General features: G+C 52.0%; 6 protein-coding genes, 1 tRNA gene, 2 rRNA genes and 1 pseudogene. 9 read left to right on the forward strand and 1 reads right to left on the reverse strand.

All coding sequences use genetic code 11. The annotated features are described in order from the left end of the window. The 7 genes from rrf (LC084_RS23040) to aceK form a co-directional block, all read left to right on the forward strand. Nucleotides 1-112: ribosomal RNA gene (rrf, locus tag LC084_RS23040) — 5S ribosomal RNA — on the forward strand; the annotation flags it as partial. A 36-nt stretch (nucleotides 113-148) separates the two neighbouring features. Then, nucleotides 149-224 (forward strand) — tRNA-Thr (locus LC084_RS23045). Nucleotides 225-258: 34 nt separating this feature from the next. After that, a 5S ribosomal RNA gene (gene rrf / locus LC084_RS23050) occupies nucleotides 259-374 on the forward strand. A gap of 422 nt (nucleotides 375-796) precedes the next feature. Then, nucleotides 797-1,726 (forward strand): homoserine O-acetyltransferase MetA, encoded by a 930-nt coding sequence (gene metA, locus LC084_RS23055; RefSeq protein WP_226574601.1) that lies wholly within the window; start codon nucleotides 797-799, stop codon nucleotides 1,724-1,726. 252 nt (nucleotides 1,727-1,978) lie between these two features. Further along, nucleotides 1,979-3,577 carry a malate synthase A gene (gene aceB, locus LC084_RS23060; protein ID WP_226574603.1) on the forward strand — a complete coding sequence of 533 codons (1,599 nt, stop codon included), beginning with the start codon at nucleotides 1,979-1,981 and terminating at the stop codon, nucleotides 3,575-3,577. A 99-nt stretch (nucleotides 3,578-3,676) separates the two neighbouring features. Continuing rightward, the gene (gene aceA / locus LC084_RS23065; RefSeq protein WP_226574604.1) at nucleotides 3,677-4,984 is read left to right on the forward strand and encodes an isocitrate lyase; all 1,308 of its coding nucleotides are present in this window, start codon (nucleotides 3,677-3,679) and stop codon (nucleotides 4,982-4,984) included. 90 nt (nucleotides 4,985-5,074) lie between these two features. Next, nucleotides 5,075-6,853: a bifunctional isocitrate dehydrogenase kinase/phosphatase gene (aceK, locus tag LC084_RS23070; RefSeq protein WP_226574606.1), complete on the forward strand. Its 1,779-nt coding sequence runs from the start codon at nucleotides 5,075-5,077 to the stop codon at nucleotides 6,851-6,853. On the opposite strand, the gene iclR is transcribed toward aceK, so the two are convergent. Then, a complete protein-coding gene (iclR, locus tag LC084_RS23075; protein WP_226574608.1) occupies nucleotides 6,850-7,683 on the reverse strand; it encodes a glyoxylate bypass operon transcriptional repressor IclR in 834 nt (277 codons plus the stop codon). The two genes, aceK and iclR, sit on opposite strands and share 4 nt — an antisense overlap. A 197-nt stretch (nucleotides 7,684-7,880) precedes the next feature. Between iclR and metH the strand changes: the two genes are divergently transcribed. Continuing rightward, on the forward strand, nucleotides 7,881-11,564 hold the full coding sequence (gene metH, locus LC084_RS23080) for a methionine synthase (protein WP_226574610.1): 3,684 nt from the start codon (nucleotides 7,881-7,883) through the stop codon (nucleotides 11,562-11,564). Nucleotides 11,565-11,960: 396 nt separating this feature from the next. Next, a pseudogene (locus LC084_RS23085) lies at nucleotides 11,961-13,255 on the forward strand (hypothetical protein); the annotation flags it as partial.

Raw genomic sequence — 13,255 nt, forward strand, 5'->3', positions numbered from 1 at the left:
GCGGCAAGAGCGCGGTGGTCCCACCTGACCCCATGCCGAACTCAGAAGTGAAACGCCGTAGCGCCGATGGTAGTGTGGGGTCTCCCCATGCGAGAGTAGGGAACTGCCAGGCTTCAATTTAAAAACCTGCTAAAGCAGGTTTTGTTGTGCTGATATGGCTCAGTTGGTAGAGCGCACCCTTGGTAAGGGTGAGGTCCCCAGTTCGACTCTGGGTATCAGCACCAGTTATTCGGTAGAGTTCGGCAAAGAAAGAATTTGCCTGGCGGCAACAGCGCGGTGGTCCCACCTGACCCCATGCCGAACTCAGAAGTGAAACGCCGTAGCGCCGATGGTAGTGTGGGGTCTCCCCATGCGAGAGTAGGGAACTGCCAGGCTTTATTTAAAACGAAAGGCTCAGTCGAAAGACTGGGCCTTTTGTCTTTTCTGCGAAGCACACAGTTCACCGCTTACAGTATGTTTCTGAGCAATAGCCTAATAGCCCGAACGGCTCATCATGCAATGATTCTGGGCTGTTCATCCTTCGTCAGGCCAGTTTTCTGCGGCCCCGGCCTTAACTACGTATACCTCTCACAATACCCGCCCCGCACTCGTGCTCTGCACCACATCCTTAGTGAGTATTTTACTTTTCCGATAAATGCATCAGTATATATTTTGAACACAGATACAGCGCTGCTGATGCGCAGTCGTGAAACATTTTCACCTTCTGGATGCAGACTCGACATTTTCCTCAATCCTGGTTATTGTTGGCTGTCTGGATGTCTAAACGTTTAAACGTATGCAGTGAGGATATAAGGTTATGCCAATTCGGGTGCCTGATGAGTTACCAGCGGTAAACTTCTTACGGAATGAAAATGTGTTTGTGATGACATCATCACGCGCACGTGTACAGGAAATCAGGCCGCTTAAGGTATTGATTCTCAATCTGATGCCGAAGAAGATAGAAACGGAGAACCAGTTCTTGCGTTTACTCTCTAACTCACCGCTACAGCTGGATATTCAGTTATTACGCATCGATCACCGTGAATCTCGCAACACACCAGCAGAGCACCTCAATAACTTCTATTGCGATTTTGAAGACATTCGCGACATCAACTACGATGGCCTGATTGTTACCGGTGCACCTCTTGGCCTGGTCGAATTCAATGATGTAGCCTACTGGCCGCAAATCAAGCAGGTTCTGGAATGGGCAAGAGAACATGTGACGTCCACCCTGTTTGTCTGTTGGGCGGTACAGGCGGCGCTGAATATTCTCTACAACATCCCTAAACAGACACGCGAGGAAAAGCTGTCTGGTGTATATGAACACCATATCCTGCAACCACATGCCTTGCTGACTCGTGGGTTTGATGATTCATTTCTGGCACCGCACTCACGCTACGCCGACTTCCCGGCATCAATGATTCGTGACTATACCGACCTTGATATTTTTGCCGAGTCCGAAGGTGGCGATGCTTATCTCTTTGCCAGCCGTGACAAGCGCCTTGCCTTTGTCACCGGGCATCCTGAGTACGATGCCACAACATTGGCAAACGAATATTTTCGTGACATAGAAGCCGGGATCGCACCGGTAATCCCGCACAACTATTTCCCCAATAATGATCCACAAAACCCACCTCGTGCTACCTGGCGCAGCCACGGTAATTTGTTGATCACCAACTGGCTAAACTACTTCGTATACCAGATAACGCCATACGATCTGAGCCATATGAATCCAACGCTCGAATAACTAAAGCGTTTCAGCATGTTATCAGGCACCCTCGGGTGCCTTTTTTATTTCTGAAATTCACTTCCTGCAAACAATTAAATTTAATTCATTATTAAACAATGAGTTATCGATAAATATTTTCAAAAATGGAAATTGTTTTTGATTTTATTTAAAACTGGATTAGGCTTATTCTTGCTGGGTGAAAAGTACACAACAGTGCTTTTCATCCTTCATGGGAGCGCGTTGGCAAGGCAAAATCCGGAGGACAGTGACATGACAGAACCAACGATAACAGAAGAAATGATTTTTAATCAGCAGCTTGGTGAAAAGGAAAAACAAATATTAACGCCAGATGCCGTGGCATTTCTCACCGATCTGGTGAGCACATTCACGGATCAACGAAATGATTTGCTGGCTGAGCGGGTTAAAGTTCAGCAGGATATCGACAACGGAAATCTACCGGATTTTATTTCGGAAACAGCTTCCATAAGAAATGGAGACTGGACGATTCGCGGCATTCCAGCGGATTTACAGGACCGTCGCGTAGAAATTACTGGCCCTGTTGAACGCAAAATGGTGATCAACGCGCTCAACGCCAACGTCAAAGTCTTTATGGCAGACTTCGAAGACTCGCTGGCACCATCATGGGATAAAGTGATTGAAGGGCAAACCAACCTGCGTGATGCCATTAATGGGACCATCACCTGGACCAATGAAAACGGCAAAATCTACCAACTTAAGCCAGACCCGGCAGTATTAATTTGCCGTGTAAGGGGCCTGCATCTGCCAGAAAAACATGTCACCTGGCGTGGTGAACCCATTCCGGGCAGCTTGTTTGATTTCGCACTCTATTTCTTCCACAACGCCGAAACACTGCTGGCGAAAGGCAGTGGGCCTTATTTCTACCTGCCAAAAACACAAAGCTGGCAGGAAGCAGCATGGTGGAGCGAAGTATTCAGTTATACAGAAGACCGCTTCTCGCTGCCGCGTGGCACCATTAAAGCCACATTGCTGATAGAAACACTTCCGGCCGTATTCCAAATGGATGAAATCCTCCATGCGATGCGCGACCACATTGTTGGCCTGAACTGTGGCCGCTGGGATTACATTTTCAGTTATATCAAAACCCTGAAAAACCACCCGGACCGCGTCTTGCCAGACCGCCAAAGCGTCACAATGGATAAACCGTTCCTGAATGCCTATTCCCGTTTGCTTATCAAAACCTGCCACCGGCGTGGTGCCTTTGCCATGGGTGGCATGGCGGCATTTATTCCCAGCAAAGACAGCGAACGCAACAACTGGGTGCTGAACAAAGTTAAAGCAGACAAAGAAATGGAAGCCACCAACGGGCATGATGGCACCTGGATTGCCCATCCGGGCCTTGCAGACACCGTTATGGCGGTATTTGACAAAGCGCTTGGTGACAACCACAACCAGCTCGCTATCACCCGCGAACAGGACGAACCCATCACCGCTGAACAACTGCTCGAACCCTGCCCAGGAGCACGTACCGAAGAAGGCATGCGCGCCAATATCCGCGTAGCAGTGCAGTACATCGAAGCCTGGATCTCTGGCAACGGCTGTGTGCCTATCTATGGGCTGATGGAAGATGCCGCAACCGCAGAAATCTCCCGTACCTCAATCTGGCAGTGGATTCACCATGAGAAAACCCTGAGCACTGGCCAGCCAGTAACAAAAGACCTGTTCCGCCAGATGCTGGCCGAAGAGATGTTGGTGATTCAGGAAGAACTGGGTGACCAGCGTTTCTCGCAAGGTCGCTTCGATGACGCGGCCCGGCTAATGGAACAAATCACCACATCAGATGAACTGATCGACTTCCTGACATTGCCCGGCTACCGCTTACTGGCCTGATCCCTGTATTGCTGGCGGCGAACCGCCTCAGTGAGGCGAAATCGCTGTAACAAATTGCACCTGGTATTCCAGGTAAACAAGACAAATGGAGCACTGCAAATGACCCTTACCCGTACCCAACAAATCAAACAATTAGAACAAGAATGGCAACAACCACGCTGGGAAGGCATCCGCCGCCCTTATAGCGCTGAAGACGTTGTGAAACTGCGTGGTTCCGTCAACCCAGAATGCACCCTGGCACAATTGGGCGCGGCGAAACTGTGGCGTCTGCTTAATGGCGAATCCAAAAAAGGGTATGTAAACAGCCTTGGCGCACTGACTGGCGGCCAGGCTCTGCAACAGGCCAAAGCGGGCATTGAAGCAATTTATCTCTCTGGCTGGCAGGTAGCCGCCGATGCCAACCTGGCTTCCAGCATGTACCCGGACCAGTCACTCTACCCGGCAAACTCAGTGCCATCGGTAGTTGATCGCATCAACAACACCTTCCGCCGCGCGGATCAAATTCAGTGGTCTGCCGGTATCGATCCGGAGGATCCGCGTTACATCGATTACTTCTTGCCGATCGTTGCAGATGCAGAAGCAGGGTTTGGTGGCGTACTTAACGCCTTCGAACTGATGAAATCCATGATTACCGCAGGGGCGGGGGCTGTTCACTTTGAAGACCAACTGGCCTCGGTGAAAAAATGCGGCCACATGGGCGGCAAAGTTCTGGTGCCTACCCAGGAAGCCGTACAAAAATTAGTTGCGGCTCGCCTGGCAGCAGATGTAATGGGCGTGCCCACTCTATTGGTTGCGCGTACAGACGCCGATGCCGCCGATTTGCTCACCTCAGATTGTGACCCATACGACCAGGCATTTATTACTGGCGAACGCACCAGCGAAGGGTTCTATCGCACCCAGGCTGGGGTAGAACAGGCAATCAGCCGTGGCCTGGCGTATGCACCTTATGCCGACCTGGTATGGTGCGAAACCTCCACACCAGACCTGGATCAGGCACGCCGCTTTGCTGATGCCATCCATGCGCAATTCCCAGGCAAATTACTCGCCTACAACTGCTCGCCTTCCTTCAACTGGAAAAAGAACCTGGACGACAACACAATTGCCCGCTTCCAGGAAGAACTGAGCGCTATGGGGTATAAATTCCAGTTCATTACCCTGGCGGGGATCCACAGCATGTGGTTCAACATGTTTGACCTTGCCCATGCCTATGCGCAGGGAGAAGGCATGAAACATTATGTGGAAAAAGTTCAGCAGCCTGAATTCGCTGCAGGCAAAGAGGGTTACACCTTTGTGTCGCACCAACAAGAAGTGGGCACCGGCTATTTCGATAAAGTGACCAACATTATCCAGGGTGGTGCATCGTCTGTGACCGCTCTGACTGGCTCAACGGAAGAAGCACAGTTCTGATTTCCCGTCACTTCCTCCGGGAATCTGTGCGGGTGGGCAGGATGCTCACCCGCATTTCTCTTTGTGCGCTCTTTTTATCAGGAGATACCTATGTCTCGTGGGCTGGAATTGCTGATAGCACAGACCATTTTGCAAGGATTTGACGCGCAATATGGCCGTTTTCTTGAAGTGACCTCCGGGGCACAACAACGCTTTGAACAGGCAGACTGGCAGGCAGTTCAACAAGCGATGAAACAGAGAATTAACTTATACGACCACCATGTCGGCCTGGTGGTTGAACAGTTGCGCTGCATTACCGAAGGCAAAGCCACAGACAGCGCATTTCTGTTGCGAGTCAAAAAAGAGTACACCGCACTACTGCCGGAATATCCACGTTTTGAAATTGCTGAAAGCTTCTTTAACTCCGTTTACTGCCGCCTGTTTGAGCACCGCTCACTTACCCCTGAGCGCCTGTTTATTTTCAGCTCCCAGCCACCCCAACGTTTTCGGCCAAATCCACGCCCACTGGCAAAACAGTGCATTCCCCATCATGGCTGGCAGGCACTGCTCACCACCTTATTAACCGATTTACCCTTACGCCTGCCCTGGCAAAATCTGCCAAGAGATGTAGGGTACATACTGCGCCATTTACGGGAAACATTAGGGGAAGAGGTGCTGGCAGGGTGCTCGCTGGATGTCGCAACAGAACTGTTTTACCGCAATAAAGCCGCGTGGCTGGTGGCAAAACTGGTACAACCCAGCGGTGATATTTTGCCATTTTTGTTACCCATACACCGCACACCGAACGGGCAACTGGTGGTTGATACCTGCCTGACGAATCCCGGCGATGCCAGTATTGTCTTTGGCTTTGCCCGTTCTTATTTCATGGTGTACGCCCCATTGCCAGCGGCATTAGTAGAATGGCTACGTGGCATTCTGCCAGGCAAAACCACCGCAGAACTCTACATGGCAATCGGCTGCCAGAAACACGGTAAAACAGAAAGCTACCGAGAATACCTGGCGTATGTAAACCACACCGAAGAGCAGTTTATTGAAGCACCTGGTGTGCGCGGCATGGTGATGCTGGTCTTTACGTTACCCGGTTTTGATCGGGTATTTAAAGTCATTAAAGACCAATTTGCCCCCCAAAAAGAGGTGAGCGAAGAGCGGGTGCGAGCCTGCTATCAACTGGTAAAAGAGCATGACAGAGTCGGGCGCATGGCCGATACCCAGGCTTTTGAGAACTTCGTTATTAATAAGCGCCAAATAAATCCTGCTTTACTGCAATTACTACGGGAAGAAGCCCCCAAAAAAATCACCGAAGAGGGGGACAATATCATCCTGAAACATCTGTATATTGAGCGCCGTATGGTGCCGCTAAATATTTGGCTGGAGCAAGTCGAAGGCCAGGCCCTGCGAGATGCAATAGAAGAGTATGGCAATGCGATTCGCCAGTTGGCTGCTGCGAATATTTTCCCCGGCGACATGCTATTTAAAAACTTTGGCGTCACCCGCCACGGGCGCGTTGTGTTTTATGACTACGATGAAATTTGCTACATGACAGAAGTGAATTTCCGGGACATTCCCCCTCCTCGCTACCCAGAAGATGAGCTGTCAGGCGAGCCCTGGTACAGCGTGTCGCCAGGTGATGTCTTCCCGGAAGAGTTCCGCCACTGGCTGTGTGTTGACCCGCGTATAGGGCCACTGTTTGATGAAATGCACGGGGAACTATTCAGAGCAGATTACTGGCGGGCCTTGCAGGAGCGGATTCGCGCAGGCCATGTGGAAGATGTTTATGCTTACCGGCGCAAACAGCGCTTTTCTCAACGTTATGGCGATGCGGCAGAAAACCAGCACACACCGCCGCGAAAAAGTGAAAGGGCAGCCTAGCGCTGCCCGCCCCACGCAAGCGTTAACTCACGGGTCGCTTTAATCACCATTGCGCCTAACTCCGTGACGCGGTCGTCGGTAATCCGCGAAATCGGGCCAGAAATAGAAATCGCGGCAAACGGCTCTTTGTGTTCATCATATAAACAAGAAGCAATACAGCGCAGGCCCAGCGCATGCTCTTCGTCATCGAACGAATAACCACGCTTGCGGATTTGCAGCAGGTCTTCTTTCAGCAATACCGGGGATGTCAGTGTCGCAGGTGTATAAGCATGCAGCCCCTGGCGGTGCAGTAACCCGGAAACCTGGTCCTCGTTTAAATTGGCCAAAAAAGCCTTACCCGCACCAGAAGCATGCATCGGTAGCTTCCCGCCAATGGGGGCCGACATACGCATCAACTGCGTGCACTGTACCTGGTCAATAATAATCGCCTGGTGGTCGCTCATATCCAGCACCGCCAGGTTAACGGTTTCGCCAGAGGCTTCCATCAGCTTGCGCAGAACCGGGTGAACAATGGCCAGCAAATTGCGGCTCTGTAAAAAACTACTGCCAACAATAAACGCGTGTGCGCCAACCGCCCAATGCCCTAATTCCCCTACCTGGCGGACAAAACCCTGTTGTTGTAATGTTGTCAGTAAGCGGTGCGTGGTGGAATTTGGCAAACCTGCCTGCTGAGCCAGCTCAGTCAGTGCTACACTGCTACCAGACTCCGCTATCCACTCCAGTAATTTTAAACCGCGAGTAAGGGACTGCACCTGGCCGGTTGCTGGAGCGGGTGCTGCCGCTGCAGAACGGGGTTTCTTCCCGCGTTTTGCTGGAACCGCTGTTGCCATGATGGACTCCTGTTTCTGTATCGTGGAAATTGTTTTCGTTTTATTTAACGATAATGCAACTAAAAAAAAACTGCCAGATATTATCAACCTGAACATGTCTCATGTCTGGCTACTTTTCCCCTGTCATAACTTGTGACAGTATGGTCTGCTGGTCTTTTCGCCAGCAGCACCGCGTTAATCAGAAGTTGGGAGTCAGAGTGAGCAAGCAGGTCGAGACACTTCAAAAAGCGTTAGAAAAACGCATTCTTATTCTGGATGGTGGTATGGGTACTATGATCCAGAGCCACCGTCTGGAAGAACAAGATTATCGGGGCGAGCGCTTTGCCGACTGGCCCTGTGATGTAAAAGGCAACAACGACCTGCTGGTATTGAGCCGACCGGCGCTGATTGCAGATATCCACAGCGCATATTTTGCTGCGGGTGCGGACATCATTGAAACCAATACCTTCAACTCCACAACCATTGCCATGGCCGATTACCAAATGGAATCGCTCTCGGCAGAAATTAACTATGAGGCCGCACGCCTGGCTCGCCAGTGCGCCGATGAGTGGACAGCCCGCACACCAGAAAAACCACGTTATGTCGCTGGGGTACTTGGCCCAACAAACCGTACCGCGTCTATCTCGCCTGATGTTAACGACCCGGCTTTTCGTAATATCACCTTTAATCAGCTGGTGGATGCCTATCGGGAATCCACACGGGCACTGGTCAATGGCGGCGCAGACCTGATTCTGATTGAAACCATCTTTGATACGCTAAATGCGAAAGCCGCGATTTATGCCGTAGAAACCGAGTTCGAAGCACTGGGCGTTGAATTGCCCATCATGATCTCCGGTACCATTACCGATGCCTCGGGCCGTACCTTATCCGGCCAGACTACCGAAGCGTTTTACAATGCCCTGCGCCATGCTTCACCGCTCTCCTTTGGTCTGAACTGCGCACTGGGGCCAGATGAACTTCGCCAGTATGTTGCCGAATTATCCCGTATTGCAGAATGTTATGTCACCGCACACCCCAATGCCGGGCTGCCCAATGCATTTGGTGAATATGATTTAGACGCCGCTGAAATGGCGCGGCAAATCAAAGAGTGGGCACAGGCTGGTTTCCTGAACATCGTCGGTGGCTGCTGCGGCACCACACCTGAACATATTGCCGCCATGCATGAAGCCGTTTCAGGTATCGCACCACGTAAGCGCCCGTCACTGCCGGTGAACTGCCGTTTGTCCGGCCTTGAGCCACTGAATATCGGCCCTGAAACTTTATTTGTGAACGTAGGTGAGCGCACCAACGTTACCGGGTCGGCAAAATTCAAACGGCTAATCAAAGAAGAGAAATACGGTGAAGCGCTGGATGTCGCGCGCCAGCAAGTCGAAAACGGCGCACAAATCATCGACATCAACATGGACGAAGGCATGCTGGATGCTGAAGCCGCCATGGTGCGCTTCCTGAACCTGATTGCCGGTGAGCCCGATATCGCCCGGGTACCTATCATGATTGACTCCTCCAAATGGTCAGTCATTGAAAAAGGGCTGCAATGCATTCAGGGCAAAGGCATTGTGAACTCCATCTCCATGAAAGAAGGCGTGGACATCTTTATTGAACACGCCCGCCAGGTGCGCCGTTATGGTGCGGCTATGGTGGTGATGGCCTTTGATGAAAACGGCCAGGCAGATACCCGCGAACGTAAAATTGAAATCTGCCGCCGGGCTTACCAAATCCTCACCGAGCAGGTCGGGTTCCCGCCAGAAGATATTATTTTCGACCCGAATATCTTTGCCGTCGCCACCGGGATTGAAGAACACAATAACTATGCACAGGATTTTATCGGTGCTTGTGAAGACATAAAACGCGAACTGCCCCACGCCCTGATCTCTGGCGGTGTTTCCAACGTTTCGTTCTCCTTCCGTGGCAACGATCCGGTGCGTGAAGCCATTCACGCCGTATTCCTCTATTACGCCATCCGTAACGGCATGGACATGGGGATTGTGAATGCCGGGCAACTGGCAATTTACGACGATCTCCCGGCTGAACTGCGTGATGCCGTAGAAGATGTGGTATTGAACCGGCGTGAAGACAGCACTGAGCGTTTGCTGGAATTAGCTGAAAAATACCGTGGCAGTAAAACGGATGACAGTGCCAATACCCAACAGGCTGAGTGGCGCAGTTGGGAAGTGATTAAACGCCTGGAATACGCACTGGTCAAAGGTATCACTGAGTTTATTGAGCAAGATACCGAAGAAGCGCGCCAAAATGCCGACCGGCCTATTGAAGTCATTGAAGGCCCATTAATGTCCGGCATGAATGTCGTAGGCGATTTATTTGGCGAAGGCAAAATGTTCCTGCCGCAAGTGGTGAAATCCGCCCGCGTAATGAAACAGGCAGTTGCTTACCTGGAACCCTTTATTCAGGCCAGCAAACAGGCAGGCACCAGCAACGGTAAAATTGTACTTGCAACAGTAAAAGGCGATGTACACGACATTGGCAAAAATATCGTTGGCGTTGTGTTGCAGTGTAATAACTACGAAATCATTGATTTAGGCGTGATGGTGCCAACAGAAAAAATTCTGAAAACCGCACGCGAACAGAATGCCGATATTGTGGGTTTATCCGGGCTGATAACCCCGTCACTGGATGAAATGGTAAACGTGGCGAAAGAAATGGAGCGCCAGGGGTTCACTATTCCGCTGCTCATTGGCGGCGCGACAACGTCCAAAGCGCACACTGCGGTGAAAATCGAGCAAAACTACAGTGGGCCAACAGTTTACGTACAGAACGCCTCTCGCACTGTTGGGGTGGTGTCATCCCTGCTTTCTGATACCCAATATGGCGATTTTGTTGCACGGGTGCGCAAAGAGTACGAAACCGTGCGTATCCAGCATGGCCGTAAAAAACCGCGCACCCCGCCAGTTACACTGGCTGCAGCACGGGAAAACGACCTCGCTTTTGACTGGTCGCTGTATACGCCGCCTGTCGCCCACCGTTTGGGGGTTCAGCCAGTCAGTGTGGGGATCGATACGCTACGCAACTACATCGACTGGACACCTTTCTTCATGACCTGGTCACTTGCCGGGAAATACCCCCGTATTCTTGAAGATGAAGTCGTGGGCGAGGAAGCACAGCGCCTGTTTAAAGACGCAAACGACATGCTGGATAAGCTGGTGGCAGATAAGTCCCTGCTACCGCGTGGCGTTGTGGGCCTGTTCCCGGCAAACCGGGTTGGGGACGACATCGAAATTTATACCGATGAAAGCCGTTCAGCAGTAAAAGTAGTCAGCCACCATTTGCGCCAGCAAACAGAAAAAACCGGTTTCGCCAACTATTGCCTGGCAGACTTCGTTGCACCGAAATCCAGTGGTAAAGCCGATTACCTGGGCGCGTTTGCCGTCACCGGTGGGTTGGAAGAAGATGCACTGGCTGCCGCCTTTGATGCCCAGCATGATGATTACAACAAAATCATGGTGAAAGCCGTATCAGACCGCCTGGCAGAAGCCTTTGCTGAATATCTCCATGAGCGGGTGCGCAAAGTGTACTGGGGTTATGCGCCGGAAGAAAACTTGGGCAACGAAGAGTTAATTCGGGAAAACTACCGCGGTATTCGCCCGGCACCTGGCTACCCTGCCTGCCCGGAACACACCGAAAAAGCCGCTATTTGGGAACTCCTGGATGTTGAAACCCACACGGGAATGAAACTCACAGAATCTTACGCCATGTGGCCGGGAGCTTCTGTTTCAGGCTGGTATTTCAGCCACCCAGACAGCAAGTATTTTGCTGTAGCCCAAATCCAGCGCGACCAGGTTGAAGATTATGCCCGGCGTAAAAATATGGCAGTAGAAGAAGTTGAACGCTGGCTGGCACCTAATTTAGGTTACGATGCGGATTAGTATTGCTGAGTAATTAAATCGGTTATTTCGAAATAAAGCGGGCGCTATGAAAATATCGCCCGCTTTATTTTTATTAGTCATTATTTTTGCCCTTCTCGCGGTTCTCTTTACTTCTTAATCTCTTCATTTTTTGCCCGTAACAATAATTAATATATTTCCAATATAGCCATGAAAAATAAGGCGATTATTATTTATTTTTTTGCGCTGATCGCCTGTGACGATCAATCTCTTAAAATTGATCGATCACTTACGGCGATCAATTTTTCAATATTGATCGTTATTTACCTTTCTCCCCTTAATTTTTTGCGTGTTTTGGTCGCTTTCTATCATCAGACGCCGGGGCGTCTCCCCGGCTGTGGTTTTTGGCCCGCGGCCCCACAAATTAAGGACAGTTTGATGAAAAACAAAACCGCAACACTGAGTGCACTTTCAGTGTGCATTTCCCTGGCGCTGAACGGCCAGGCGATGGCACAAACCCCACCCCTTACAGGCACAATTCCTGCAGATGCCGTGGAATGCCCGGCAGACCTGAGCCTGCTCACCCGCGAAGAGCTGGCCGCCCTGCCGGAACAGTGCCAGTTGCCCGAAGAAGACACCCCCGCGCAGGCCTCCGGCAGTGAACTGCCCGGCTGGATGACCGACCAGACCACCCTGTTAGCCGGGGGCGGTGCCGCCGCCCTGGCTGCCACCATTGCCATTGTGGCGGGCGGCAGCAGTGGCAACGGTGGCGGTGGCAGCGATGACGGCGACCGTAACGAAGGTGGCGACGGTGGTGACGGAGGCGATGACGGCAACAACTACGACGAGTGGGAAATTGGCAACCAGCTGGACGGGGATAACCAGGAAAACACCCTGGAAGGTAACACCAGCGCCGGAGACGGGGAAATCGGCAACCTGGTCACCGGCAACAACACTGACAACACCCTGGAAGGCAACACAGACGTCACCGAAGGCGGTAAAGGCACGGTGGTGGACGGCAACAACACCAGCACCACCAATGAGGGCGACATCAATGCCAGTGGTGAAGGCTCGGTGGGGCTGGAAGTGAACGGCAACGATGCCACTGTCACCAACAACGGCAACAATAACGTGGGCGGTGGCAGCACCGGGGTGAGCGTGAACGGCGACAACGCCACCGTGAGCAACGAAGGCAACAGCACGGTAACTGATGGCGGCACCGGCACCCAGATCAGCGGCGATAACGCCAGTGTCACCAACACCGGGGAAACCAGTGTCAGCGGCGAAGGCTCGGCGGGCACGGTGGTCACCGGGGACAACGCCACCGTCAGCAACGAAGGCAACAGCACGGTAGCCGGTGGCGGCACCGGCACCCAGATTAGTGGCGATAACGCCAGTGTCACCAACACCGGGGAAACCAGTGTCAGCGGTGAAGGCTCCACCGGGATCGCCATTACCGGGGACAACAGCGATGTACAACTGGGCGGTGACCTGTGGGTGACCGGCGGGGCCACCGGGGTGCAGGTGGATGGCAACAACGCCGCCCTGGAAAACCAGGGCAACATCACGGTGCAGGGTGATGGCAGCACCGGGCTGGTGGTGACCGGCTCCGGCGCGCATTTCAGCAACCAGGGTGACATGCATATTTCCGGTAACGGCCTGGGGATGGCGCTGGAAGGTGACGGCTTTAACGTGAACCTGGGCGGCAGCATTACGGTGGATGCCGGTGAGGA

The organism is Mangrovibacter yixingensis (assembly GCF_020523985.1).
Lineage (GTDB): Bacteria > Pseudomonadota > Gammaproteobacteria > Enterobacterales > Enterobacteriaceae > Mangrovibacter > Mangrovibacter yixingensis.

What these genes read in the sequence shown, in the direction of transcription:
- metA (WP_226574601.1), top strand. Translation starts at nt 797, where the DNA reads ATGCCAATTCGGGTGCCTGATGAGTTACCAGCGGTAAACTTCTTACGG.
- aceA (WP_226574604.1), top strand. Translation starts at nt 3,677, where the DNA reads ATGACCCTTACCCGTACCCAACAAATCAAACAATTAGAACAAGAATGG.
- aceB (WP_226574603.1), top strand. Translation starts at nt 1,979, where the DNA reads ATGACAGAACCAACGATAACAGAAGAAATGATTTTTAATCAGCAGCTT.
- iclR (WP_226574608.1), bottom strand. Translation starts at nt 7,683, where the DNA reads ATGGCAACAGCGGTTCCAGCAAAACGCGGGAAGAAACCCCGTTCTGCA.
- aceK (WP_226574606.1), top strand. Translation starts at nt 5,075, where the DNA reads ATGTCTCGTGGGCTGGAATTGCTGATAGCACAGACCATTTTGCAAGGA.